The organism is Nocardiopsis sp. CA-288880 (assembly GCF_050955985.1).
Taxonomy (GTDB): Bacteria; Actinomycetota; Actinomycetes; order Streptosporangiales; family Streptosporangiaceae; genus Nocardiopsis; species Nocardiopsis tropica.
Map to the genome: position 1 here is coordinate 2254115 of NZ_CP192105.1, position 26672 is coordinate 2280786.

Annotated in this window: 19 protein-coding genes; 13 read left to right on the top strand and 6 right to left on the bottom strand. The window is 74.2% G+C overall.

The annotated features are described in order from the left end of the window. Positions 1-223 precede the first annotated feature (223 nt). From ACQPYD_RS09815 to ACQPYD_RS09830, 4 genes are read right to left on the bottom strand one after another with little or no spacing between them, the layout of a single operon-like run. Positions 224-1861, bottom strand: coding sequence for a hypothetical protein (locus ACQPYD_RS09815; RefSeq protein ID WP_433700683.1), 1638 nt, complete (start codon positions 1859-1861; stop codon positions 224-226). Then, entirely contained in the window at positions 1849-2823 is a 975-nt protein-coding gene (locus ACQPYD_RS09820) for an ATP-binding cassette domain-containing protein (protein ID WP_433700684.1), read from the bottom strand. Before ACQPYD_RS09820 ends, ACQPYD_RS09815 begins: the two co-directional genes overlap by 13 nt. After that, positions 2820-3620: a zf-HC2 domain-containing protein gene (locus ACQPYD_RS09825; protein WP_433700685.1), complete on the bottom strand. Its 801-nt coding sequence runs from the start codon at positions 3618-3620 to the stop codon at positions 2820-2822. The genes ACQPYD_RS09820 and ACQPYD_RS09825 overlap by 4 nt, the downstream gene beginning before the upstream one ends. Further along, positions 3617-4204, bottom strand: coding sequence for an RNA polymerase sigma factor (locus ACQPYD_RS09830; protein ID WP_433700686.1), 588 nt, complete (start codon positions 4202-4204; stop codon positions 3617-3619). Before ACQPYD_RS09830 ends, ACQPYD_RS09825 begins: the two co-directional genes overlap by 4 nt. A 125-nt stretch (positions 4205-4329) precedes the next feature. Between ACQPYD_RS09830 and ACQPYD_RS09835 the strand changes: the two genes are divergently transcribed. The 8 genes from ACQPYD_RS09835 to ACQPYD_RS09870 all read left to right on the top strand — a co-directional run bounded on the left by ACQPYD_RS09835 (position 4330) and on the right by ACQPYD_RS09870 (position 18947). Then, positions 4330-5265, top strand: a complete 936-nt coding sequence (locus ACQPYD_RS09835) for an LLM class F420-dependent oxidoreductase (protein ID WP_433700687.1) — start codon at positions 4330-4332, stop codon at positions 5263-5265. 396 nt (positions 5266-5661) lie between these two features. After that, entirely contained in the window at positions 5662-8385 is a 2724-nt protein-coding gene (gene acnA, locus ACQPYD_RS09840; RefSeq protein WP_433700688.1) for an aconitate hydratase AcnA, read from the top strand. 324 nt (positions 8386-8709) lie between these two features. Beyond that, complete coding sequence (locus ACQPYD_RS09845; RefSeq protein WP_433700689.1) at positions 8710-9135, top strand: SRPBCC family protein; 426 nt, start codon at positions 8710-8712, stop codon at positions 9133-9135. A 145-nt stretch (positions 9136-9280) separates the two neighbouring features. Beyond that, positions 9281-11314, top strand: a complete 2034-nt coding sequence (locus tag ACQPYD_RS09850) for a hypothetical protein (RefSeq protein ID WP_433700690.1) — start codon at positions 9281-9283, stop codon at positions 11312-11314. 8 nt (positions 11315-11322) lie between these two features. Beyond that, positions 11323-13347, top strand: a complete 2025-nt coding sequence (locus ACQPYD_RS09855; RefSeq protein WP_433700691.1) for a hypothetical protein — start codon at positions 11323-11325, stop codon at positions 13345-13347. Continuing rightward, positions 13337-14695: a hypothetical protein gene (locus tag ACQPYD_RS09860; RefSeq protein WP_433700692.1), complete on the top strand. Its 1359-nt coding sequence runs from the start codon at positions 13337-13339 to the stop codon at positions 14693-14695. Before ACQPYD_RS09855 ends, ACQPYD_RS09860 begins: the two co-directional genes overlap by 11 nt. A 171-nt stretch (positions 14696-14866) precedes the next feature. Further along, the gene (locus ACQPYD_RS09865; RefSeq protein WP_433700693.1) at positions 14867-17185 is read left to right on the top strand and encodes a serine/threonine-protein kinase; all 2319 of its coding nucleotides are present in this window, start codon (positions 14867-14869) and stop codon (positions 17183-17185) included. A 40-nt stretch (positions 17186-17225) separates the two neighbouring features. Then, entirely contained in the window at positions 17226-18947 is a 1722-nt protein-coding gene (locus tag ACQPYD_RS09870; RefSeq protein WP_433700694.1) for a serine/threonine protein kinase, read from the top strand. Between the two features lie 158 nt (positions 18948-19105). Here ACQPYD_RS09870 and ACQPYD_RS09875 read toward each other — a convergent pair whose 3' ends face one another. Then, positions 19106-19771 (bottom strand): TetR/AcrR family transcriptional regulator, encoded by a 666-nt coding sequence (locus ACQPYD_RS09875; protein ID WP_433700695.1) that lies wholly within the window; start codon positions 19769-19771, stop codon positions 19106-19108. A gap of 158 nt (positions 19772-19929) precedes the next feature. Here ACQPYD_RS09875 and ACQPYD_RS09880 point away from each other — a divergent pair, with 158 nt between their 5' ends. Continuing rightward, entirely contained in the window at positions 19930-20802 is an 873-nt protein-coding gene (locus tag ACQPYD_RS09880) for an alpha/beta hydrolase (RefSeq protein WP_433700696.1), read from the top strand. A gap of 70 nt (positions 20803-20872) precedes the next feature. Here ACQPYD_RS09880 and ACQPYD_RS09885 read toward each other — a convergent pair whose 3' ends face one another. Next, positions 20873-21478 (bottom strand): uridine kinase family protein, encoded by a 606-nt coding sequence (locus tag ACQPYD_RS09885; protein WP_433700697.1) that lies wholly within the window; start codon positions 21476-21478, stop codon positions 20873-20875. Between the two features lie 177 nt (positions 21479-21655). Here ACQPYD_RS09885 and ACQPYD_RS09890 point away from each other — a divergent pair, with 177 nt between their 5' ends. From ACQPYD_RS09890 to ACQPYD_RS09905, 4 genes are all read left to right on the top strand, one after another. Further along, positions 21656-22831, top strand: coding sequence for an ROK family transcriptional regulator (locus ACQPYD_RS09890; protein ID WP_267949161.1), 1176 nt, complete (start codon positions 21656-21658; stop codon positions 22829-22831). A gap of 453 nt (positions 22832-23284) precedes the next feature. After that, positions 23285-24424, top strand: coding sequence for a substrate-binding domain-containing protein (locus ACQPYD_RS09895; protein ID WP_330161835.1), 1140 nt, complete (start codon positions 23285-23287; stop codon positions 24422-24424). An 84-nt stretch (positions 24425-24508) separates the two neighbouring features. Beyond that, positions 24509-25309, top strand: coding sequence for an ATP-binding cassette domain-containing protein (locus tag ACQPYD_RS09900; protein ID WP_267949163.1), 801 nt, complete (start codon positions 24509-24511; stop codon positions 25307-25309). Continuing rightward, on the top strand, positions 25306-26586 hold the full coding sequence (locus ACQPYD_RS09905) for a sugar ABC transporter permease (RefSeq protein WP_433700698.1): 1281 nt from the start codon (positions 25306-25308) through the stop codon (positions 26584-26586). Before ACQPYD_RS09900 ends, ACQPYD_RS09905 begins: the two co-directional genes overlap by 4 nt. Positions 26587-26672 lie beyond the last annotated feature (86 nt).

A 26672-nucleotide genomic window follows, 5' to 3' on the forward strand; every position in this document is an offset into this window, starting at 1 on the left:
GTGAGAGTACGGGGAACAGACAAGGAACGCCCCTTGCTCGCGGGAGGGATCGACTCCAGAAGGGATGGAAGTCCATAAAAGCTGACAATGATCAACAATTCGGACATTCGCGAGTGTAGTTGACCCGGACCACCGGGGAAGGGATGGCGCGATTTTGTGGCGCGGTTAATAATCCCTGGTCAGGTCGGGTTCGATGACGGCGTGTGCCCCAGTCGGGCGCCGGTCAGGCGCACACGGGCCCGGAGGCCGGACTCGCGTGGTAGGCCATGTCCGTCCCGGAGAACAGCCTGTCCCAGTCGCGCTGCGCCGGGCCCTCGTGCGGGGACCCGCGCAGCGGGATGCCCAGGAGGCCCGCCAGCTCCTCCGTGCGGCCGCGGGGCGAGGAGAGCTTCTCCCAGTGGTCCCGGAGGACCTCGAACACCCGCTCCTCGGGCAGTTCCAGGAGGACGTGCAGCACTTCGAGGTCCTGCTGGGAGGGGGAGTACTCCCCCAGGAACACCCCGCTCCTGCTCCGCCGGTCGGCGTCACCGGACTGCGGGTCCAGCCCCGCCATCCACGCGGCCAGGAGCAGGCGCGACTGCCCGTCGGCCCGGCACAGCGACTCCCAGAGGGGGGCGAGGCCGAAGACGGCGCGGGCGGTCCCGTCCAGGATGTCCAGGCGCCACCACGGACCGTCGGTGAAGCGCACGTCGTAGACCACGACCCTGGACCGCGGGAGGCCGGCCGGGTCGCGGTCGAAGCGCGTGCTGTCCTGCCACACCACGGGCATGTCGTCGGACGCGGATTCCGGCAGGGCCGTCAGCACGGGGCCGAGGACCGCGTGCCACTGCTCCACCCACGGCTCGTAGCCGGGCATGGGGCAGTAGGTGACCCCCTCCCGCGTCCGGCAGGAGACGGTGTCGGCGCCGTACAGGAGGCGGTCCGACACGGGGACCCCCCAGGTGTAGGAGGTGGCCCCGTGGGCGGCGGTGCCCCCGGCGCCGGCCAGGAGCACGAGGGCCGTGCCCAGGGCCGCCGCCCGGGACGCCCTGCGCCCCGTCGCGGCCAGGGCCAGCGCCACGAGCCCCAGGACGGCCAGCCCCAGGTAGGCCGCGTACAGGTGGACCAGGACGGGGACGCCGGGGGAGTGCACCGGGAACGGGTCGACGGCCATGAGGGTCAGCGACTGCACCCGGGCGACGACCCTGTCCACGCTCTGGGCCGTGTCGAAGGCCGTGATCGTGTACAGGCCGTAGGTGGGCACGACCAGGGCGATCAGCAGGAGCGGGGTGTACGACCGGGTCCAGGCGACGAGCGCCATCGCCCCCGCCGGGCCGACCAGCACCACGACGAACGGCGTCAGGTGGGACAGCGGGTGCACCAGGCCCGGCACCGGTCCCGCGTACTGCCACGCGTCCAGCGCCAGGAGCGCCGCCACGCACGCCCAGCCGACCAGCGCGGCGCCCGCGCCCACCGCCAGGTAGCGGCCCGCCCGGCCCAGCGGGCCGACCGGGCTCCGTCCGTAGCGGACCTCGCGGATGGCGGGGAAGGTCACAGCGGCGAACAGGCCCAGGGTCACGATCAGCGCCGACGTCACAGCGCTCTCGTACAGGTCGGACCTGGTGTGCACGAGGGGCTGGTTCGCGGTCGAGAGGGTCATGAGCACCGCCAGGGCCCCCGCGACGAGGAGGAACGGGTTGACGAGCAGCCGCAGCGCCGTGAACCACGACAGCCGCCCGAAGGTGAGGGCGCGCCCGGTGAGGGGCCCTGCGTCCCGGGACCCCGCGGCCGCGGTCCGGGGCCTCCCGGGCCCCGCGCCGGGGGGACCGCCGCCGGGCCCCTCCCCGCCGCGGCCGGTGACGGCTCCGCTCATCGTGCGCACTGCTCCAGCCCGAGGCCGCGGTCCACGCCGGTCAGCAGCAGGTAGGCGTCCTCCAGGGTGGGCTCGACCGGGACGAGCCCGCCGTCGCCGGATCCCCCGGGCGCATCCGCGGGCGAGGGGCCGCGACCGGAGCCCTCCACGGTGAGCACCCGGTACCGGCCGTCGGCCAGGCGCCAGGCCGTGTGCCCCTCGCCCGGGTGCCCGGACCTCTCCCAGACGTGGCCGCGGGCGCGGTCCACCAGCTCCCCCGGGGTGCCGTCGAAGATGATCCTCCCCCCGTCCAGGCAGAGCACGCGCTGGCACAGGGCCGCCACGTCCTCGATCTGGTGGGTGGACAGCACCACGGTGCTGTGCACCGCGAGCTCCGACACCAGGCCGCGGAACCGGATGCGCTGCTCCGGGTCCAGCCCGATGGTCGGTTCGTCCAGCAGGAGGAGCTCCGGGTCGCCGAGCAGGGCCGAGGCCAGGCCGAGCCGCTGGCGCATCCCGCCCGAGAGGCGCCGGACGCGGCTGTGGCGGCGGTCGTAGAGGCCGACCCGCCGCAGGCCGCGCCGCACCTCCTCGTGGCGTGCCCGGCGCCCGCCGAGCTCCTTGAGCACCGCCATGTAGTCCAGCAGCCCGAACGCGGTGAAGTAGGGGTAGAACTCGGGGTTCTGCGGCAGGTAGCCGAGGCGGCGCCGGATCTCGGTGCGCTCGGCGGCCCGCTCGGGGTTGCGCCCGAGCACGCTGACCTCGCCCCGGGTGGCCTCCAGGTCCGTGGCCAGGCACCGCAGCAGTGTGGTCTTGCCCGCCCCGTTGCGGCCGAGCAGGCCGGTCACCCCGGGGCCCAGGTCCAGGTCCACGCCGTCCAGGGCGGTGCGGGCGCCGTACCGGCGGACCAGGCCCCGGATCCGGACGGAGGGCGCGCCGGAGGGGGAGGGCGCGGCGCCCCCCGCCCCGGTCCCCGCGGTCTCCGCGCTCATGCCGTCCTCACGCGCACCAGGATCGCACCCAGCAGGGCCGCCAGCGCCGTCGCCCACCACGCCTGGGCCTGGGGGGCGAGCAGCTGGAGCGGCGTCGCGTGCTCGGACACGACCATGGAGGCCAGCGCGACCAGCCACGCCAGCCCGACGACCGCGCTGGCGGCGCTCAGGTGCAGCCAGTGGCTGAGCACGAGGGATCCCGCGACGAGTGTCAGGGACGGCAGGAGCCAGAACGCCGCGGTCCACGGGGTGGAGGCCGAGGGCAGCATCAGCGCGACCGCGGCGCACAGGGCCAGGGAGGGCACGAGCACCGCGCAGGTGCGCAGGAACAGGAGCCGCTGGCCCGCCATCGGGGTGACGGAGGTCAGCGCGTGGGCCGGGTCCACCCCGCGCCCGTACGCCAGGGCGACGCCCACCAGGGGCACGATCGGGGCGGTGAAGGTGAAGACCAGCGAACCGCGCGGAAGGTGGTGCGCGGCGAAGAGGGCGGCGACCAGGACCACGACCGAGGCCAGGAGCCAGGCCCGGTACAGGCCGGGCGTCGCGGCCAGCAGCTTGGCGGTGCCCTCCCGCAGTCCCAGGGAGGCCAGCAGCGTCTCGACCACGCCCCGCCGGGGGCGGTCCACGACGTCGCGCAGCCCCGCCCAGCTCTCGGCGAGCCAGTCCTCGTCGCCGGGGAGCAGGTCCCGGCAGGGCGCGCAGTGCATGATGTGGGCCTCCACGGACATGGCCGTGACGTCGTCGGCCCGGTGGCTCGCGTACTCGTGTGCTTGGGCAGGGGTCAGGTGCCAGCTCATGTCAGTGCCTCCCGTAGTCGCGCCTTGGCGCGCATGACCCGTGTCTTGACGGTTCCCTCGGGGATCTGGAGGATCTGCGCGGCCTCACGGACGGTGAGCCCGTCGAGCACGGTGGCCTGGATCGCCGAGCGCAGCTCGGGGGAGAGGGAGTGCAGGGCGGCGCCCAGCGGACCGTGCTCGATGTTGAGCAGCACGGTGTCCTCGGCGGAGGCGTCGCCGATGGTCTCGTAGGGCTCGGTGTCGCTGTCCGAGATCCAGCGGTTGGCCCGTTTGCGCAGCTGGGAGATGAGCTGTCGGATCGCGATGGTCCACAGCCAGGCCCCGGCGTCGGTGTCGCCGGGACGGGGCGTGAACGAGCCCGCGTTCCTCCACACGGCGAGGAAGGTCTCCTGGAGCGCGGCGTCGAGCTGGTCGGTGTCGGAGCAGCGGTAGCGCAGACGCGCGCGGAGCCAGGGCGCGTGTCTGCGGTGCAGGATCTCCAGGGCCTCGGTCTCGCCGACGGCGATGGCCGCCAGGAGCACCGGGTCGGCGCTCTCCGGGCCGTAGGAGGGGGCGCGGCGGCGCGCGCGGCGGAGCAGCTTCACATCGAGGGCTATCGCGTCGGGTGGGCGGATCGGTTCGGCGGTGCGGGGCGGGCCCGGGGCGCCTTTTCGACGGTACCCGCGCGGCGGCTTCGGTCTGGTCCCCGCAGTGGGAGAAAATGGGGCGTATGCGCCTGAGGATCTTCCTTGAGCCCCAACAGGGGGCCACCTACGAGGATCAGCTCGCCGTCGCCAAGGCAGCCGAGGACCTTGGCTTCGACGCTCTGTTCCGTTCCGATCACTATCTGCACATGGGTGACCACGTCAGCGGCCTCCCCGGGCCCACCGACGCCTGGATCACCCTGGCGGGACTGGCCCGCGACACCTCCCGCATCCGCCTCGGCACCCTCATGACCGCGGCGACCTTCCGCTACCCCGGCCCCCTCGCCATCACCGTCGCCCAGGTCGACCGCATGAGCGGCGGCCGCGTGGAGTTCGGCTTCGGCGCGGGCTGGTTCGAGGAGGAGCACGCGGTCTACGGGATCCCCTTCCCCGCCTCCGGCCGCGAGCGCTTCGACCGCTACGAGGAGCAGCTGGACATCATCACCGGCCTGTGGTCGACGCCTGCGGGCGAGTCCTTCCGCTACGAGGGCAAGCACTACCGGCTGGCGGAGGGGCCCGCCCTGCCCAAGCCGCAGCAGGGGCCGCGGCCCCCGGTGCTGATCGGCGGGACCGGCCCCAAGCGCACGCCGCGCCTGGCGGCCAAGTACGCCGACGAGTACAACGTGCCGTTCTCGTCGCTGGAGGACACCTCCGCGGCCTTCGAGCGGACCCGTGCGGCGGTGCGCGCCTCCGGGAGGGCCGCCCCGCCGGTGTACTCGGCCGCACAGGTGCTGTGCGCGGGCCGCGACGAGGCGGAGGTCGCGCGCCGCGCCGAGCGGATCGGCCGCGAGGTCCCCGAACTCCGGGAGAACGGCCTGGCGGGCTCGCCCGGCGAGCTGGTCGATCGGATCGGCCGCTTCGGCGAGGCCGGCGCCGAGCGGATGTACCTCCAGGTGCTCGACATGGCCGACCTGGACCACCTGGAGCTGGTCGCGTCGCAGGTGGTGCCGCAACTGGACTGAGAGGATGGGGCTTGCCGGGGGGTGGCCGCCCGCCCCGGGCCCGCACCCGATAACTTGATATCGAGATACAAGTTGGATACCTTGACATCAAGATAACAGCGGGGGTCCCCCCGACCCGCACCAGGTTTCGGACGCGAGCGCCGGCGTGTGATGTAGACCGCTCGGCGGCGTCCGGTCCAGAACATCGTGGGCGCCCGTGGCCAGTGGGCCGCCTGGCCGGTGGCGAGTGGTGTCGTCGCAGGTCACAGCGGTCATGATGGAGGTCGGGGACAACGGAGGTCACCCCCGCGGTCCTCCGCTCCCGGCCATCCGGCCAGGGCGGCCTCAACAGGTCCCGCACCCGTCTGATGAGGCAGGATGCTGGGGACAAAGTGGCGAGATCAGGAGGCAGACACCGTGTCCACGAACAGCTTCGGCGCCCGTGACACGTTGCGCGTTGGCGACGAGTCGTACGAGATCTTCCGTCTGGAGGCCGTGGAGGGCTCCAAGCGGCTTCCCTACAGCCTGAAGGTGCTGCTGGAGAACCTCCTGCGCACCGAGGACGGTGCCAACGTCACCGCCGAGCACATCCGGGCCCTCGGCGGCTGGGACGCCAAGGCGCAGCCCAGCCAGGAGATCCAGTTCACCCCCGCGCGGGTGATCATGCAGGACTTCACCGGCGTCCCCTGCGTCGTCGACCTCGCCACCATGCGCGAGGCCGTCCGCGACCTGGGCGGCGACCCGGACAAGATCAACCCGCTCGCTCCCGCCGAGCTCGTGATCGACCACTCCGTCGTCGTCGACCTCTTCGGCCGCCCCGACGCCTTCGAGCGCAACGTCGAGATCGAGTACGAGCGCAACTACGAGCGCTACAAGTTCCTGCGCTGGGGCCAGACCGCCTTCGACGAGTTCAAGGTCGTCCCGCCCGGCACCGGCATCGTGCACCAGGCCAACATCGAGCACCTGGCCCGCGTCACGATGAGCCGGAACGGCCAGGCCTACCCCGACACCTGTGTGGGCACGGACTCCCACACCACCATGCAGAACGGCCTGGGCATCCTGGGCTGGGGCGTGGGCGGCATCGAGGCCGAGGCCGCCATGCTCGGCCAGCCGATCTCCATGCTCATCCCGCGCGTGGTCGGCTTCAAGCTCACGGGCCAGCTCAAGCCCGGCACCACCGCCACCGACCTCGTGCTCACCATCACCGAGCAGCTGCGCCGGCACGGCGTGGTCGGCAAGTTCGTCGAGTTCTACGGCGACGGCGTCGCGTCGGTGCCGCTGGCCAACCGCGCCACCATCGGTAACATGAGCCCGGAGTTCGGCTCCACCGCCGCGATCTTCCCGGTCGACGACGAGACCATCCGCTACATGCGCCTGACCGGCCGCTCCGAGCAGCAGGTCGCCCTGACCGAGGCCTACGCCAAGGCCAACGGCTTCTGGCACGACCCGTCCGTCGAGCCCGAGTTCTCCGAGTACCTGGAGCTCGACCTCGGCGACGTCGTCCCGTCCATCGCCGGCCCCAAGCGCCCGCAGGACCGCATCGCGCTGTCGGAGGCCAAGAACACCTGGCGCCACGACATCCGCAACTACGTCCAGGACGACGCCGACGAGGCCGGCGAGGAGTCCTTCCCGGCCTCCGACGCCCCGGCCCAGACCGCCAACGGCGCCCGCCCGCACAAGTCCGTCAAGGTCACCATGGCCGACGGCACCGAGACCGAGATCGACCACGGCGCCGTCGTGATCGCCGCGATCACCTCGTGCACCAACACCTCCAACCCCTCGGTCATGCTGGGCGCCGCCCTGCTGGCCAAGAAGGCGGTGGAGAAGGGCCTGTCCCGCAAGCCGTGGGTGAAGACCTCGATGGCCCCGGGCTCCAAGGTCGTCACCGACTACTACGAGCGCTCCGGCCTGACCCCGTACCTGGACAAGCTGGGCTTCAACCTGGTCGGCTACGGCTGCACCACCTGCATCGGCAACTCCGGCCCGCTGCCGGAGGAGATCTCCCAGGCGGTCCAGGACAACGACCTCGCGGTCTCCGCGGTCCTGTCGGGCAACCGCAACTTCGAGGGCCGGATCAACCCGGACGTCAAGATGAACTACCTGGCGTCGCCGCCGCTGGTGGTCGCCTACGCCCTGGCCGGTTCGCTCGACGTGGACATCACCACCGAGCCCCTGGGCATCGGCAAGGACGGCGAGCCGGTCTACCTGGCCGACGTGTGGCCGACCGCCGAGGAGATCCAGGAGGTCATGGACTCCGCGATCGCCTCCGACATGTACGAGTCCGCGTACTCCGACGTGTTCGCGGGCGACGACCGCTGGCGCTCGCTGCCCACGCCGACCGGCAACACCTTCGAGTGGGAGGCCGAGTCGACGTACGTGCGCAAGCCCCCGTACTTCGACGGCATGGACACCACCCCGTCCCCGGTCACCGACATCTCCGGCGCCCGCGTGCTGGCCAAGCTGGGGGACTCGGTCACCACCGACCACATCTCCCCGGCCGGCGCCATCAAGCCGGGCACCCCGGCGGCCGAGTACCTGAAGTCCAACGGTGTGGAGCGCCGCGACTTCAACTCCTACGGCTCCCGCCGCGGCAACCACGAGGTGATGATCCGCGGCACGTTCGCCAACATCCGCCTGCGCAACCAGATCGCGCCGGGCACGGAGGGCGGCTACACCCGCGACTTCACCCAGCCCGACGGCCCGGTGTCGTTCATCTACGACGCCGCGCAGAACTACGCTGCGCAGGGCACCCCGCTGGTCGTCCTGGGCGGCAAGGAGTACGGCTCCGGCTCGTCCCGCGACTGGGCGGCCAAGGGCACCAGCCTGCTGGGCGTCCGCGCGGTCATCACCGAGTCCTACGAGCGCATCCACCGCTCCAACCTGATCGGCATGGGCGTCCTGCCGCTCCAGTTCCCGGAGGGGCAGTCCGCGGACTCCCTCGGCCTGACCGGTGAGGAGACCTTCTCGGTCACCGGCGTGACCGAGCTGAACGAGGGACGCGTGCCGAGCACGGTCAGGGTCAGCACCGACACCGGGGTGGAGTTCGACGCCGTCCTGCGGATCGACACCCCCGGCGAGGCCGACTACTACCGCAACGGCGGCATCCTGCAGTACGTGCTCCGCCAGCTGATCGCCAAGTAGGGACCGGCGCACAGGACTCCGCCGGCGCCCACCAGGCGTGCAGCGCGGTTCCACGGGGCCGCCACCGTCCGACCGACGGTGGCGGCCCCGTTCGCGTGCGGCGGGGATCCGACACGGAGTGCGGTGACCCGTTTCACGACTTTTCCCCGGAGATCGGCCCTCTCCGCTTCCTCCCAGGTCACGGCGTTTCCCGCGGTTCCCCCGGGGGGTTTCGGGCGCGTGGTCCGGCGGCCCTGAAGGGGCGGAACCCGTGATTGCGACGCCGGGAGCCGGGTAGCGGCCCCGGTGAGGACGAAACGCAATCTATTGCGAAGGAGTCGATCAATGTCGGACATCGTGGAGACGGTAGAGGTCGACGTCCCGGTGACTGCGGCCTACGCCCAGTGGACGAGGTTCGAGGAGTTCCCCTCCTTCATGGAGGGCGTGGCCCAGGTCGTGCGCACCGGTGACACCACCATGCGCTGGACCATCGAGATCGCCGGCCAGCGGCGCGACTTCGACGCCGTGGTCACCGAGCAGATCCCGGGGGAGCGGATCGCCTGGAAGACCGTCGACGGCGTGACCCACGCGGGCGTGGTGACCTTCCACCACCTCTCCGACACGAGCACCCGGATCACCCTCCAGCTGAAGACCGTCCCGGAGGGCGCCGTGGAGCAGCTCGGTGACAAGCTGGGACTCGTCAAGGCCCGCGCCAAGGGGGACATGAAGCGGTTCAAGGCCTTCGTGGAGCCCACCCGGTCCACGGCCTGACCGCAGGCCCCGGGCTCCGGCCCGGGAAGCGGGACGTCCGGGCCCCCGCGCCGCCCACGAGCGGTGCGGGGGCCCGGACGCGTCCCGGCCCCCTCGCTCCGGTCCGGAGAGGGGGACGACCGAAACCCCCAGGTATGCTCCCCGCATGCCCGCCCTCCCCCGGCTCCTCCGACCCCGCCTCCTCCTCGTCCCGGCCGTGCTCGCCGCCCTCGCCGCGACGGGCGCCCCCGCCCACGCCGCGCCGGAGCCCGCCTCGTACGAGACCCACGTCACCCCCGCCGAGCACTACGCCGCACTGATGGCGGACATGCCCGCGGGGGCTGCGGTGGTCGTGGACGACGCGCTGGCGGGCGAGTACGACCTCGTCGAACTGGAGGCCGGGCTCCACGGCTCCTTCGGCGCGGTGGGCGTGCCGTACCACGTCGTCGCGAGCCCGTTCCCGGAGTCCCTCGCCTCCCTGTGGGCCCCGGACATGCTGGCGGCCCTGCACGACCGGATCGGCGCCGACGGGATCTACGTCCACCTGCGCCCCGACAGCGGGATCGCCGGGGTGCGGGCCTACGGAGTGGACCTCCCGGTGGACCTGGCGGACCAGGTGACCCGCGGGGAGACGGAGTACGGGGCCCCGCTCGGGGAGGTGGCGGCCGCCTTCACCGAGGCGCTCACCGCCTCCGAGGAGGACCTCCTGCGCAGGAGCGACGCGGTGGTCGCCGCCCGGGAGGCGGGTGAGGACACGCCCTCGGGCTGGGAGGAGTTCGTGGAGGACCTCGACCCGTCGCGGTCGGTCGGCCCGGAGAACCTGGGCCTGATCGTCGGCGCCCCCGTCGGGGCGCTGGTCACGATGGGCGCGGCGTGGGCGGTCGTGCGGGTGCGGCGGGGCGCGGGCACGCGGTCGACGGTGCTGGTGGCGGCGGTCGCGACGCTGGTGCCGTCCGCCGCTGCGGTGGCCTGGTCCCTGGCGCACCTGACCGGCGCGCCCCCGGGCCCCCAGGAGCTGCCCGACCCCCTGGAGGAGGTCCGCGCCGAGCCGCCGTACGTGGCCTCCACCGCGCGGGTCGAGCGCGTGGTCGGGCAGATGGGGGAGGAGCGCCTCTACGTCGATCCGCTCACGCCCCTCCCGCGCGAGGGCCTGGCGGAGGTCGCGGCGCGGCTGGAGGAGGCGCCCGCGCCCGTGCGCGCGGTCGTGCTGCCGATGGCCGGGAGCGACGAGTCCGCCGGCGACCCGCACGTGTTCCTGCACGCCTGGCACCACGCGCTGGGCGAGGACGGCGTCTACGCCGTGGTCACCCACGACCTCGAGGCCGTGTCCGTGGACCTGCTGGCCTTCGGTGTGCCCGTCGACGGGTACTCCCTCCTCCGGGAGGTCCGGGACGAGGAGGCCGCCGATCCGGCCGCGGCCCTGGACGCGGTCCTGCGCGAGGTCGGGCGCCACCCCGCCGACGCCGACGCGTCGCCCGCCCCTCCCACGATCGACTCCGCGCCCCTGGAACCACGCCTGCCGCGCTTCACCGAGAGCTTCCTCCTCGCCCTCCTGCTCGTGGGACCGGTGGTCGGCGCGCTCGTCGCGGGGGCCGTCCTGGGGGCGGTCGCACTGGTGAGGCGCCCCGGAGCCTTCGCAGGGGGCAGGGCCGGCGCCGCGGCCCTGCGTCCGCGTGCGGAGCGGGAGGCGGCGGCCCTGGCCGGGGAGCTCTCCGCCGGCCGCACCCTGCCGGACGGGCTGATGCCCCAGGCCGAGGCGGCGCTCATGGTGATGGAGGGGTCCCCGGACGCCCTCGACCTCGTCGGTGTGCTGGTCCTGGTGCGGCGTGCCCGCGCCGCCCTGGCCGACCCCGGAGCCCCCGTCCACGGGGCCCCGTGCAGGAACAACCCCCTGCACGGTCCGGGCACCGCCAGTGCCCCGGCCCCGCCGGGCCGCAAGCGGCGGGAGCGCGGGGTGCGGGCCGAGCGGACGTCGCTCTGCGAGGGGTGCGCCGCCCTCCCCGACGACCGCCGGGTGCTCCGGCGGCTGGAACTGCGGGGCCCGGACGGGGTGTGGCGCTCGTACCTGGACCAGGGGGAGCGGGCGTGGATCCGCCACCGTTTCGGCGCGCACGACCCCGCCCGCATGGTCGAGGTCCTCCTGAGCGAGGTGGAGGGGGGCCGGGCGGGACAGAGGGATGACCGAAACTCCCCGATATGATCACCCCCATGTCCGGTCCCTCCCGCCCCCGCATCCGGTTCCCGGTCGCCCTGGCCGCCCTCCCGGCCCTGCTGGTGCTCCCTTTCACGGCGTCCCCCGCCGCGGCCGAACCCGCGCCCCCGGACGCGCCGTCCGCGTACGAGACGCGCGTGACCCCCGCCGAGTACTACGCGGACCTGATGGCCGACGAGCCCGAGGGCGCCGCCGTCGTGGTGGACGCGGCCGTGTCCGGGCTCCACGACCCGGAGGAGCTCGAAGCCGACCTGCGCGAGGCCTTCGACGCCCTGGGCGAGCCCTACCACGTGGTCGTCAGCCCCTTCCCCGGTCCCGGGACGGAGTGGGGAGGCGCGATGCTGCCCGCCCTGCACGACCGGCTCGGCTCCGACGGGGTCTACGTCCACCTGCGCCCCGACTCCACCCTGTTCGACGTGGCCGCGTACGGCGTCGCCCTGCCCGTGGACGAGGCGCGCAGCGCCCTGCTGGCCGACCCGGACTTCGACTACGGCGCCCCCGTCGACCAGGTCGCCGAGGGGTTCGTCCGGGCCCTGACCGACCCGGGCGGCGCGGGCGCCGCGGACCCGGACCGGTACGGGCCGCCCTCGGCGGGGGACCGGTTCGCCGAGGGGTGGCGGGACTTCCTCGACGATCTCGACCCCACCAGCCACAACGGTCCCGGGAACACGGGCTTCCTCGCGGGGACGCTCGGCGGCTTCGTGCTCGGCGCGGGCGGCTACCTCGTCTGGCGCCGTCTTCGCCGGGGCCCGCTCGGCGGAAGCGGGGTCGCGGTCGTCACCGGCACCGCCGCGGCGACCGTCGTCCTGGCGGGGGCGGTGTCCCTCGCCCCGCTCGCCCACGTCGTCGGTGCCCCGGAGGGCGGAGCCGAGGTCCTCTCCCCCCGGGAGGAGGCGTTCGCCTCCCCGCCCTACGTGGTGTCCACGGCCAGGGTGGAGCAGATCGCCCGGGAACTGGAGGAGAACACCGCGCCCCTCTACGTCGACCCCCGCACCCCGTCCCCCCTGGACGGCCTGGCCGCGACGGCCGAGCGCCTCGCCGACGCCCCCGTCCCGGTGCGCGCGCTGGTCCTGCCCATGGACCCCGCCGACGAGTTCAGCGGCGACCCCGAGGTCCTGGCCCACGCCCTGGCCTCCGTCAGCGGAGAGGACGCCGTCTACCTCGTCGCCGGCCACCAGTACTCGGAGGAGGGGGTGCGCGTCTCCGCGTCCTCCGTCGGCCTCGGGACCGTGGACTCCTACGAGCTGTGGACCGCCACCGGCGAGATCGAGGAGCCGAGCCCCGCCCAGGCGCTGGACGCCGCCCTCGACGCGCTGGAGGGCGTCGAGGTGGGCGAGGGCGCGTACGTCGGGACGCCGTACTTCATGGACTCCGGCAACGAGCCCCCGGGGCCGCGCGTGCCGCGCTACTTCAGCGGGGGCTTCCCCGCGGGGGTGCTGCTCCTCGGCCCGCTGGCCTTCCTGGCCCTGGTCGGCACGGCGGCCCTCGTCCGGCTGCTCGTCCGCCGGCCCCGCCGGGACCATGCGACCGGTCCGCGGGCCCTGCGCCGGATGGCGCTGCGGGAGAGCGGAGCGCTCCGCGAGGTGTTGGCCTCGGACCGGGCCGGAGAGATCCCCCGCGAGCTGATGCCGCCGGCGGAGGCGGTGCTCATCGCCATGGAGCACGACCCGGACGACCTCGACCACGTCGGCGCCGTCGTCGTCTCGCGACGGGTCATGGCCGCCCTGGAGGACCCCGGGAGAAACGTCGGCCGGGCCCCGTGCAGGGTCAACCCGCTGCACGGGCCCTCCACCTCCTCCCAGCGGCTGCGCGCGGTGAGGGGGAGCGTGCCCGTGTGCGCGTCCTGCGCGCAGGCGAGCGAGACGGTGCGCGCCGCCAGGGTCCTGCACGTCCGTGACCGCCAGGGCGGGAGACTGGCATACCTGTCGTTGGACGACCGCGCGTGGGTCCGGCACCACTTCGGGGCGGAGCGCCCCGCACGCATGGCCGAGAGACTCCTGGAGGAGATCGATGCCCGCTGAGTTCCCGACCGCGCGGCACGCGGCACGGCTCCTGGCCGCCCTGGCCTGCGCGGGGCTGGTCACGGCCCCCCTGCCCGGAGCCCTCGCGCAGACCGTGCGCGACGCCCCGGCGGACGGGGCCTCCGCGGAGAACCCCTCCCAGGAGATCGCCGACGCCCTGGACGAGTTCCCCGTGTACGTCGACCCGGTCTACGCCAACGCCATCCCCGAGGCCGAACAGGAGCGGATCGCCGGGCTCATCGCGGAGTCCGACCTGGACCTGTACGTGATCGCGGTCCCCCTGGTGGAGGCCGACCCCTGGAACGGCGACGTGGAGACCCTGGTCTCGGTGGTCCACGACCGCAGGGGCGAGCCGGCCGGCCACTACCTCGCCGTGGACGACGACGTCTTCGGCACGGACTTCGGCGGCGGCACCACCGCCCACTACGCCGCGCTCACCTCCTCCTACGCCACCGACTTCGACGGTCCCGTGCGCGCCCAGCTGGACCTGGCGGTGGAGGCCGCCCTGTCGGGCGACGCCGAGGGAGCCTACGACCGGGCCGTGGCCGACTACGAGGAACGCAGCGGGACGGACCGGGGCCCGGGAGCCGTCTCCTTCGGAGGGGGCGGGTCGTCCGGCTCCGCGGGCGGCTGGCTGGTGGCGGGCGCCCTGCTCCTCGGCGGGATCCTGGTCGTGGCGATCGCGTACCCCCTGTACCGCCGCACGTCCCGGAGCCTGGGGCGGCGGCGCTCCCGCGCGATCGCCCAGCACGCCGCGTTCGCCAACGCCGAGCGCGCGCAGCTGGAGGCCCTGGTGGAGCAGGGCGAGCAGGACCTCATCGAGGTCGGCGAGCGCCTGAGCCGCCTGGAGTCGGGCAGTGCCCCGGGGGAGAGGGCGCAGCAGCACCTGCGCGCAGCCCTGGACGCCCGCTCCGCCGCGGCCGCGGTCCACGACCGGATGTCGGACGGCAACGCCACCCTGCCCGACGCCGTGGGCGTGCTCGTCCTCCTGGACATGGCGGAGGACGCCATCGACAGCGCGGCCAGGGGATCGCGGGCGTCCGCCGTCCGGCGCCGCCACTGCTACGCCAACCCCCTGCACGGGACCGTCACCAAGGTGACCGCCTGGCGCGAGTTCGGCGGGACCCGCACCATCCGCGTCCCCCTGTGCGAGGAGTGCGCCAAGGCCGTCCGCGGACGCGTGCGCCCTGTCGTCCTGCCGGCCGAGCACGAGGGCCGGACGGTCCCGTACTACGAGGTGCCCGCGAGCGACAGCGTGTGGGCGGCCACCGGGTACGGAACCCTCACCGACGACCTGGTCGAACGCATCCAGAGGGGCGACCACACGCGCAACGTCAGGTCCCGCTGACCCCTCCCGCCCCACCGCGGGCAAGCCGTCAGGGCGCTTCCTCCGCCTTGGGCCGACGCCCCGGAACAGGGCGGCGACCGGATTCGGGACAGCCGGAACCTGGCTATAGTTCCCACGGGCCCGTCTCGGGCCATCCAGGGGGAAGCACGACGACGAATCGAGGGCTGGACGGTGGACGACCTCCAGAACCAGGCCGGGGGCGCCGGGGCGGGAAGGTCACCGGGCCGGACCGCCGGCCACTACCGCCTCGTGCGCTCGTTGGGGCGCGGGGGCTTCGGTGAGGTGTTCCTGGGGGAGGCGCCGGACGGGAGCCGTGCGGCCGTCAAGGTGCTGCACGCCACGTGGGCGGGGGATCCGGAGATGCGGCGCCGTTTCACCGCCGAGGTGGAGCAGGCCCGCAGGGTGAGCGGTTTCTGCATCGCGGCGATCCTGGACGCCGATCCGGAGGCGGAGGAGCCGTGGATCGCGACCGAGTTCATCGACGGCCCCACCCTCCAGGCCGCCGTCGCCCACGACGGCCCCCGCAGCGGGGTGGAACTGCACCGGCTCGCGATCTCCACCGCGACCGCGCTGGCGGCCATCCACGCGGCCGGTGTCGTGCACCGCGACCTGAAGCCGGACAACATCATGCTGGCCGCGGACGGCCCCCGGGTGATCGACTTCGGCATCGCCCGCGCCGTCGAGACCACCTCCGTGACCGCCAGCGGCGTGGTCGGGACGATCGGCTACATGGCGCCCGAGCAGCTGGAGGGCGCCCGGCTCACCTCGGCCGTGGACGTCTTCTCGTGGGGGTCGGTGATGGTCTACGCGGCGACGGGCAAGGAGGCCTTCCACGGGCCCACCCAGGCCTCGCGCATCGCCCGCATCCTGGGCGGGGAGCCCGACCTGGGACCCCTGGGCGAACCGCTGGCCGGTATCGTCCGCTCCTGCCTGGACAAGGACCCCGACCGGCGCCCCGACGCCGCGACCCTCCTCAACCGGCTGATCTCCGCCCCGGCGAACGGCGGTCCCGCGCCCGACGACGGGGCCCACGGGGCGTTCCCCGCCACCGGGCGCCCGGAGGCCGCGCCCGACGACGGCACCCGCGTCGGCGTGGAGCGCACCAGGATCGCCGGCGACGCGCCCCCGCAGGCCGATCCCACCAGGGTGGCCCCGCAGGTCCCCGTGGACCCCACCCGGGCCTACACCCGGTCGGCGCCGGACGCGGCGCGTGCGCACGCCGCCGGCCACGCGCCGCCCGCGCCGGGGCACGCCTCCGGCGCCCTCGGGGGCCCGCCGCCCTACACGGCGCCGGGCACGTCCGCGCCGCCGCCGTACCCCCCGCCGTTCCACCCGGGGCCGCGGACCGGCGCGCCCGGCCTCCCCGCCCCCTCGACGTACCGTGAGGGCGGAGTGCCGCCGTACCACTTCCACGGCGTCCGCTTCACCGACCCCCGCGACCTCGCGGAGGCCATGCAGCAGAACTGGGGCTCCGCCGTCCAGGTCTTCCAGGACCCCGCCCAGCGCGCCGCGCTGGGGGCCTGGCTCGTCGACGACCTCGGCGACACGGTCCTGGACCGGTCCCTCTTCCGCGGCCACGTCAACAACGACGCCAACCTGGCGCTCACCTCGTTCATCGCGCAGCTGCGCCCCGACCTGCCGCCGGTCTTCCGGGGCCGGGGCGCCACCGTGGCCGAGCTCGGGGAACTGTTCACCGACCCGCGCCCGCTCCTCACCGGCGCGCCCCTGGCCAACGAGATGGTGCTTCTGGCCAGGCCCGGCGTGCTCAGGATCCTGGGCGCCCACCACGGGGACGACTCCGGGGAGCTGACGCGGCTGGCGGACCGCCTCGAGGAGGCCGAACGCGCCGGCAACGCCTTCCACGACCGGCTCACCTCCGAGCTCGAGGGGTGGCGCACGGCGCGCGTGAGCGTCAGCGCAGCCCTGATCCTCGCGTTCCTGCTGCACCCGGAGCGGCTGGTGCCGCCCGGCGACGGCGGCGACAGGGGCGTGGGCGAGTGGATCGACATCCTCTGGGGCCGCGTCCGGAACGCCCCCGCGCCGGCCGACGCCGGCTGCGCGGCCGTGGTCTACGGCGCGCTGCCCACCCTGCGGGCGCTCGCCGAGCAGCGCAGGCACTGGGAGGACCGCCACGGCACGGTCAGCACCCGGCACGAGGCGCTGCGGCGCAAGGTCGACCTCCAGGAGAAGCTGGTCCTCGCGCTGAGGATCTGCCGGTTCGCGGTGCTCGGCCTCCCGGCCGGGATCGTCATGGGGCTCGCGTCGGCGGACGGCGCCCTGACCGGCCTGCTGGTGCTCGTCGGGGTCATGGGCGTGGCCGGGGTGGTCGGCGCGGGGACCGCCGTCCGCTTCGTCTCGGGCGGTCCCGCCCGGCGCCACCAGCGCTACCAGGAACTGAACGGGGTGGCGGCACAGCTGCCCCAGCTGACCACGGGGGTCACCCGCATCAACGGCGATCTGCGGAAGGCGCGCGCGATCTGCGGGGTGTGACCCGATCCGCCCAGGCGGACACAACAGGAGAGGGAGAACCGTGGACGACCCTGGTCGTACCGCAGGGGACTACCGCCTCGTGCGCTCGTTGGGGCGCGGGGGCTTCGGTGAGGTGTTCCTGGGGGAGGCGCCGGACGGGAGCCGTGCGGCCGTCAAGGTGCTGCACGCCACGTGGGCGGGGGATCCGGAGATGCGGCGCCGTTTCACCGCCGAGGTGGAGCAGGCGCGGCGGGTGGACGATTTCTGCATCGCGGCGATCCTGGACGCCGATCCGGAGGCGGAGGAGCCGTGGATCGCGACCGAGTTCATCGACGGCCCCACCCTCCAGGCCGCGGTGAAGGGGGACGGGCCGCGTGCCGGCGTCGAGCTCCAGCGCCTCGCCGTGAGCACGGCCACCGCCCTCGCCGCGATCCACGCGGCCGGTGTCGTGCACCGCGACCTGAAGCCGGACAACATCATGCTGGCCGCGGACGGCCCCCGGGTGATCGACTTCGGCATCGCCCGCGCCCTGGAGACCACCTCCGTGACCGCCAGCGGGATCATCGGCACGGTGGGCTACATGGCGCCCGAGCAGCTGGAGGGGGAGCGCCTCACCTCGGCCGTGGACGTCTTCTCGTGGGGGTCGGTGATGGTCTACGCGGCGACGGGCAAGGAGGCCTTCCCCGGGCCCACCCAGGCCGCCCGCATCGCGCGCGTGCTCTCCGGGGAACCCGACCTCGACGGTGTGCCCGAGCCGCTCCGGGAGACCCTCCGGACCTGTCTGCTCAGGAGACCGGAGGACAGGCCCGACGCCAAGGTCCTGCTCGACCACCTCATCACGGGCGAACCCCTGGCAGTCCTCCCCGCGCCCCGTGCGGGGTCCGTCGAACCGGTCGGCGACGCCGTGCCCTCCGGGCCCGCGACCGAGGAGATGCTGTCGCGGTTCCGCGGTATCGGTGACCTGCGCAAGCTCTTCGACGACCCCCGACCCCTGCTCGCGGGTGACGCCGCGGCCGCCGAGTTCCGGCCGCTGGCCCGGCCCGCGGAGCTGCGGAGGATGGCGGAGCTGTCCGAGGACGGAGCGCTGTTCGCCCTCGCCCGGGACCTGGAGGAGGGCGAGCGCGTGGGGAACGGGTTCGTCCGCGAGCTGACCGGGAGCCTCGGCGGGTGGGAGGGCGGCCACCACCGCGTGGACCCGGCCCTGATCCTGACCTTCCTGCTCAACCCCGGGCTGGCGGTTCCGCCGGACCCCGGCGGCCTGCCGGGGGTCGGGGAGTGGACGCGGATCCTGTGGACCCGGGTGGAGTACGCCTCGGGCCCTCCGCGGGCCGGGTACGCGGCCGCGGTCTACGCGGTGGTCCCCACGGTGCTCAGGGTGGCCCACCGGCAGCGGCAGTGGCGGGAGCGCGCCACGGAGGTGCGGGGCGAGGCCGACGGCCTGCGCGCGACGGTGCGCAGACAGGAGGCCTACGCGTTCGGCAAGGGCGTGCTGGGCGTCCTCGTGGCGGTGCTGGTCCTCGCGGCCTTCGCCCTCGCGGCCTGGGGGGAGGGCGTGGAACCGGGGCTCCTGTTCGTGGCGGCCACCGCCTGCGGGGCGGGCTGGCTGCTGCTGTCCCGCCTCGACTCCCGCGCGCACGGGGGGAGGGAGGAGCGCGGGGAGAGGCTGCGCCGTTTGGAGAACCTGCCGCTCCCCGCCCTGGGGGCCGGGCTGCGGGCGATGGAGGAGGACCTGCGAAGGGCCGGGGAGATCTGCGCGCCCCGTCCGGGGGCGCCCGGCCGGTGAGTCCGGCGTCCGCCGGAGCGGCGCCGCTCCGGCGCGCTGCGCGCGACGGCCCCCGGCGGAGGCCGGGGCGCTGTCCCCGGTCGCGGTCGTCGGCCGCCCGTCCGGCGCCTCCAGGGGGCTGCGCGCCGCCCGGAGGAGCGGGGCGGGGCGGACAGGGGTCACCCGGCCTCGGCGGACGGTCGCCCGGCCCAGGGCCTGGGGGAGTCCGGCGGGGCCAGGGCGTCCAGCCGGGCGGTGACGGCGGTGCGCGCCATCGCGTAGGGAGCGTCCCTGTCGTCCTCCAGCAGGGAGACCGCGTTGGCGGTGTCCAGGAACGCGCGCAGCTCGAAGGCGAGCAGCGCGGGATCGGCCCCGGGGACGAGCTCGCCCAGCTGGCGGGCGTCCTCGGCGGTCCGGGTGAGCAGGTCGCGCCACTCGCGGTGGGTCTCCACGAGGGCGTCGCGGACCCGGCCCGGGCGGGACTCGAACTCGGCGGTGACGGTGTAGAAGAAGCACCCGCCGGAGAAGACCCGGTCCCGGGAGTAGGCGAGCCAGTCCTCGCACAGCCGCCACAGGCGTTCGACGCCCGGCCGGGTGCGCAGCGCCCCGCGCACGACGTGGCGGACGAAGACCGCCCTGCCGGCCTCGACGGCGGCGAGCTGGAGCTCCTCCTTGGACCCGAAGTGCGCGAACACCCCGCTCTTGCTGATCCGCAGCTCCTTGGACAGCCGGCCCAGGGAGAGCCCCTCCAGGCCTTCCACCGAGGCGATGTCCACCGCGCGGTCCAGGACCGCCCGCCGGGTCTGGTCGCCCCGCTGCAGGCGGCCGTCGGTCCGGGTCGTCATGCTCCTCCTCGGCTGGACTCGTCCCACGGGGGAGGTGAACGGTCGGTCGGGTACAAGGCGATCCTAGTTGCCCCTTGACGGAAGCGACATGCAAAACAAATAATACGATCGTTCGTAAAGTTTTCTGGATGCGGGCGTCCCGCGGAAAAGAGTCCGAAGTGAACACAGCCCGCCTCGCGGGAGCGGCCGTCAACGCCGTCGCCCTCCCCGCCCCCGGCCTCGCGGGCGCCCTGGCGCGACGCCTGTGGGCCGACCCCCGCGGCCTGCGCCCGGTCGCCGCGCAGGACCGCGAACTCCACGGGAGCGCCCGGACGGAGTCCTTCGACGTCGGGAGGTGGAAGGTCGTCGCCTACGCCTGGGGCGACGGCGCCCGCCCCGTCCTGCTCGTCCACGGCTGGCGCTCCCGCGCCGCCCGCCTCGCGCCGGTGATCCGGCGCCTGCTCGAACTCGGCTACAGCCCCGTCTCGTGGGACGCGCCCGGCCACGGCTCCACGGGAGGCCCGGTGGGCACCGTCCTGGACGCCCGGGAGATCATGCGCCTCCTCCAGGACCGGCATGGACACTTCGCGGCCGTGATCGGCCACTCCCTGGGCGCGCTCTTCGCCGTGCACGCCCTGCGGGAGGGCCTGCGGGCCGACCGGGCGGTCCTGGTCTCGGGGGTGTCGGACTTCGGATTCCTCGTCAGCTCCTTCTCGGGAGCCCTCGGACTGCGGCCCCGGGCCGTGGCGGCGCTGCGCAGGGCCGTCGAGCGCCACTACTTCGACGGGGACCCGACCGTGTGGACCCGCTTCTCGGCCACGCACGCGCCGGAGTCGTTCGACCGGCCCGTGCTGCTCCTGCACGGCGAGGACGACGCCTACGTCCCGATCGGGGAGTCCCTGCGCACCGTCGCCGCGCTCGGGGACCGGGCCCGTCTGGTGCGGACCCGCGGAACGGGCCACAGCGGCATCCTCGCCGACGAGGCCGTCCTCGGCCTGCTCGCCGGGTTCGTCGGGGGCGCCGCCGACCCCGCCCCCGCCCAGGGGGGCTGAGACGGGGCGGCGGTCGCCCCGGCCCCTCCGCCCGGCCGCGTCCCGGCGGCGGTGGCCGTCCCGCGCACGGTCACCGGGCGGGGTTGTCGACCACCAGGTCGGCGTGCTCCCGGGGGCGGTTCTCCGCGTAGAAGGACTCCTCCTGCTCCGCCCACACGCGCCTGTAGGGCGCGTACACCGGAGCGTCGCCGCGGGCGTCCAGCCGCCGGGCGCGCTCGCCGCCGGGTGCGGCCACCCAGACCAGCAGGTCCAGGAGGCCGCGTCCGGCGTCGGCGCCCGAACCGGACCCCTCGACCACCAGGACCCCGCCCGCGGCGACGTCCCCGGGCAGCGGCGTCCACCCCCGGGCGAAGCCTCCCCGCTCCCAGTCGTAGCGCCGCCAGGCCGCCCGCTCCCCCCGGGACAGCGGTGCGAGGACCCACTCCCGCAACAGCGCGGGCGCCTCGGCCAGCCCCTCCCACCCCGGGTAGAGGTCCTCCATGGACAGCACGGCCGCCGGCCGGCCCCGGCGCGCGAGCGCCGCGCGCAGCCGTGCGGCCACCGTGCTCTTGCCCGAGCCGGAGCGGCCCTCGACCGCGACGACCCGCGGCCGGCCCGGGGGGCCGCCGGAGGGGACCGCCCCCGCGAGCGCCTCCTCCCAGCCGTCGGCGGCGGTGCTGATGCGTGGTGCGTTCACGTTCGGACCCTAACCGGCCCGCGCCCGCCGTGGCCCGCGTGGCCGCCGACCTGTGGTGCGTTCACGTCCGGACCCCCACCGGCGCGGGAGCCGAGTTCCGGCTTGCGTTCAATGCTTGTAGCATTCCTCGCAGCAGCGCCGAAGCGCTGGGGAGTGCCGACCGCAAAGGGGCCACTGGTGACCGACGCCGCAGCGACGCCGGGATCTCAGTCCTCCCTGCGCCGGGCCAACGAACGCCGGGTCGTGGACGTGCTGCGGCGCGACGGCACGCGCACCCAGGCCGAGCTGGCCCGGACCACCGGGCTGTCGGCCGCGAGCGTGTCCAACATCGTGCGCGGCCTGCGCGCCGCCGGGACCGTGTCGGTGCGCGACACCTCCTCCAACGGCCGGCGCGCGCGTGCCGTCACTCTCCTGCGCCCGCCCGGCACCGTCGTCGCCGTCGACTTCACCGCCGACAGCGTCCGCGTCGCGGTCGGCGACAGCGAGGGCAACATGCTGGCCCGCGAGGAGATCGACTACGACGTGGGGTCCGACGCCGACCGGGCGGTGCGCCGCGCGGCCTGGCTGGCCGAGACCACCCTCCAGCGCGCCAGGATCGACCTGGGCACGGTCTCGTCCGTGGTCGCCTCGGTGCCGGGGCCCATCGACCCGGGCACCGGCGCGGTGGGGCACATCTCCTGCGTGCCCCGGTGGGCGGGGTTCCACCCCGCCAGGGCGCTGACCGAGCGGCTGGGCCTGGAGGTCCTGGCCGAGAACGACGCCAACCTCTCCGTCCTGGCCGAGCAGCACCGCGGGGCGGGCACGGGAGCCGAACACGTCATCCACCTGGTCATCGGCGACGGGGTGGGGGCGGGCATCATGATGTCCGGCCGGCTCTTCCGCGGCGCGGGCGGAACGGCGGGGGAGATCGGGCACATCGCGCTGGACCCGCGCGGCCAGGTCTGCCGGTGCGGCAACCGGGGCTGCCTGGAGACCTTCGTCGGCGCGAACTACCTGCTGGACATGCTGCCGCAGAACACCGACGTCGCCCGGGGGCCGGGGCCGGCACGGGTGGGCGACCTGGTCGGCGCGGCCACGGAGGGCGACCCCGGGAGCCGCCGGATCATCGCGGAGGCGGGCACCGCGCTGGGCCAGGGGATCGCGATCATGGCCAACCTGTTCAACCCGGACCGCGTGATCGTCGGCGGCGACCTGGCGGAGGCCGGGGAGCTGCTGCTGGACCCGATGCGGCGGGCGATGGAGCTGGGATCGCTGGGCAGCGCGCTGGAGCGGCTCTCGCTGGTGCGCGGCGAACTGGGGCGGGACGCGGCCCTGTACGGGGCGCTGCGCATGGCCTCGCAGCACTCGAACTGATCCCCCTGGCCGCGGGCGTCCGCCGCCCGCGGGCGCCGGGACGGCGGTCCCCGCGCGTGCGCTCCCGCGGAGGAACCGGGAACCAGGAACCGCGGACTCCGCCGTCCGCCGAAGGTCCGCGCGCGTGCGCTCCCGCGGACCCCGACGGGGCGGCGCGGGTGCCGGCGCAGGCCGGCCCGGGGGCCGACCGGGGGTGAAGGGCCGGTGAACCGCGAGGTCACCGCCTGCGCCGGGCCGGTCACGGGTAAAACCTGAGACTTCCTCACATGGACGCCCACGCCCGGGTTCCCGCTCTGGCCTGGGTTTTTGATTCATTCAGCTCCTGAACTCAAGACCCGTGATGTTTCGGTTATGTGTTCAGGAGTTGACGCCAAGGTGGCGGCGGGGTTTGACTGCACACCACCACTCGCGAGTTCTCCACCGTGAAACCCCCCGTCATGAGAGGCACCAGCGTTGAGTACACGACGCTTCGCACCGCACCGCAGGGCCGCCGCAGGCCTGGCGGCCACCGCCGCACTCGCCCTCCTCGCCTCCGGCTGCGCCGGCCTCACCACCACCGGTGGCGAGGGCGAGCAGGAGACCCAGAGCGTGGAGGAGGGCTTCCACGTCGGCCTCCTCCTCCCCGAGCTCCAGACCGCCCGCTACGAGGCCTTCGACAAGCCCTACTTCGAAGAGGCGCTCAACGAGCTCTGCCCGGAGTGCGAGCTCTCCTACGCCAACGCCGACCAGGACGTCGACGAGCAGCAGACCCAGGCCCAGGCCATGCTGACCGACGGGGTGGACGTCCTGGTCCTCGACGCCGTCGACTCCGCCGCGGCGGCCGGAACCGTCAACGAGGCCAGGTCCCAGGGCGTGCCGGTCGTGGCCTACGACCGCCTCGCCGAGGGCGGCGTCGACATGTACGTCTCCTTCGACAACTTCCGGGTCGGACAGGTCCAGGGCGAGGCCCTGCTCGCGGCCCTGGAGGAGGACGGCAACGAGGACGGCCAGATCGTCATGATCAACGGCTCGCCCACCGACCCCAACGCGGCGGACTTCAAGGCGGGCGCCCACGACGTCCTCGACGGCGCCGTCGAGATCGGCCAGGAGTTCGACACCCCGGACTGGTCGCCCGACCAGGCCAACAGCCAGATGGAGGGCGCGATCACCTCCCTGGGCGTCGACGAGATCGCCGGCGTCTACTCCGCCAACGACGGCATGGCCTCGGGCGTCATCTCGGCCCTGCGCAGCGCCGGGGTCGCGGTCGAGGACCTTCCGCCCGTCACCGGCCAGGACGCCGAGCTCGCCGGGATCCAGCGCGTCGTCGCCGGTGAGCAGCACATGACCGTCTACAAGGAGATCCGCCCCGAGGCCGAGGTCGCCGCCGCCATGGCGGTCGCCCTGGGCACGGGCGAGGACCTCCAGCTCGACGGCTACGAGATCACCGAGGTCGAGGACGCCAACGGGGAGGCCGTCACCGCGGTCCTGCTCGACGTCATCGTCGTGACCGAGGACAACGTCCTGGACACCGTCGTGGCCGACGAGGTCTACAGCGTCGAGGAGATCTGCACCGACGACTACGCCGACACCGACTTCTGCCAGGAAAACCTCTAGAAGCGGCGCGAAGTCCCCAGTGCGCGGGGGCGGGCGGCTGAGCCGTACCGCCCCCGGCCGGGACGAGGAGAGAGAAACGAGCGCATGAGCACACCCGTCCTGGAACTGTCCGGGATCTCCAAGACCTTCGGCGCCGTCAGGGCCCTGAGCGAGGTCGACTTCCAGGTCCGCCCCGGCGAGGTCGTCGCCCTGCTCGGCGACAACGGCGCGGGAAAGTCCACACTGGTCAAGGTCATCGCCGGCGTCCACCCCGCGGACAGCGGCGGGAGCATCGCGTGGGACGGAAAGCCGGTCGGCATCTCCGCCCCCGCCGACGCCCAGCGGCTCGGGATCGCGACGATCTACCAGGACCTCGCCCTGTGCGACAACCTGGACATCGTCGGCAACCTGTTCCTGGGCAACGAGAAGCTGCACTTCCCCGGAACCCTCGACGAGGTCGAGATGGAGAGCCGGGCCAGGGAGCTCCTCGACTCCCTGTCGGTGAGCATCCCCGACCTGCGCGTCCCCGTGGCCTCCCTCTCCGGGGGCCAGCGCCAGATCATCGCCATCGCCCGCTCCCTGCTGGGGCAGCCGCGCGTGGTCATGCTCGACGAGCCGACCGCGGCCCTGGGAGTGGCCCAGACCGCCCAGGTCCTCGACCTGATCGAGCGCCTGCGGGACCAGGGGCTCGGCGTGGTCCTGATCAGCCACAACATGGCCGACGTCCGCGCGGTCGCCGACCGCGCCGTGGTGCTGCGGCTGGGCCGCAACGCGGGGGACTTCCCCATCGCGGAGACCAGCTACGAGGAGATCGTGGCCGCCATCACCGGGGCCGCCGACAACCCGGTCAGCCGCCGCTCCGACCGCACCGGCTCCTCGGCCCTGGCCACGGAGGACAACCGATGACACAGCAGACCCACCTCTCCCACGAGTCCGGGGACGGGACACCCGAAACGGGCGAGGCCAAACGCGACCCCCGCCTCCTCGCCACGGCGGCCTCTCCCCGGGGCTGGCTCCAGGCGCTCCGGCGCAACCTGAGGGGCGGGGAGCTCGGCCCCCTCCCCGTCGTGGTCGGACTGCTGCTGATCGGCATCGTCTTCCAGTCGATGAACGACCGGTTCCTGTCCCCGCAGAACCTGTCCAACCTGACCGTGCAGATCGCCGCCGTCGGCCTGATGACCACCGGCGTCATCATGGTGCTGCTCCTCGGCGAGATCGATCTGTCGATCGGCTCGGTCTCCGGTCTGTCCGCGGCGGTCCTGGCCGTCCTCGCGGTGAACACGGGGCTGCCCGAGTGGGCCGCCATCGCCGCGGCCGTCGGGGTCGGGCTCCTGATCGGCCTGCTCCACGGCGTCATCTTCGCCAAACTGGGGGTGCCGGCCTTCGTGGTCACCCTCGCGGGCCTCCTCGGCTGGCAGGGCGTGCACCTCTACCTGATGGGCGCCGACGGCACCATCAACACCAGTCCCAGCGGCGCCATCGCGATGCTCACGCAGACGTACTTCGTCCCCTTCATGGGATGGGCCATCGCCGGCGTCGTCATCGTGCTCTACCTGGTCGCCGTCTTCGCGGTCGAACGGCGCCGGCGCCTGGCGGGGCTGCCCTACAAGCCCCTGGAGGAGGTCCTCTTCCGCGCGGCGCTGCTCACGGTGCCGATCGTCGGCGGCGTCTGGGTGCTCAACCAGTACAAGGGCGTGCCCCTGGCGTTCCTCATCTTCGTGGGCTTCGTGGTCGTCCTCGACCTCGTGCTGCGCAAGACCCGCTACGGGCGGATGGTCTACGCCGTCGGCGGCAACTCCGAGGCCGCCCGCCGGGCGGGCATCAACGTCGACCTGATCCGCATCTCGGTGTTCGGCATCGCGTCGACCCTGGCCGCGCTCGGCGGCATCATGCTGGTCTCCCGCAACTTCGCCGCCAGCGTCTCCACCGGCAGCGGGGCGGAGCTGATGATGGCCATCGCCGCGGCCGTCATCGGCGGGACGAGCCTCTTCGGCGGCCGGGGCAACGCCTACTCCGCCCTCCTGGGCGGCCTGGTCCTGGGCGCGATCACCTCCGGCCTCCTGCTGCTCCAGATGGACACCTCGGTGCGCTTCATGATCACCGCGGCCGTCCTCCTGATCGCGGTCATCCTCGACGCGGTCTCGCGGCGGGGGCGCAAGACCCACGCACGGGGCGGGGGCTAGCCCCGGGTCCTCCGACGGGTCCTCCCCCGGACGGCGGGGCGCCGCTCCCCGTCCCCCCGTCCGGCCCGGTCCGGCGCCCCGTGCGC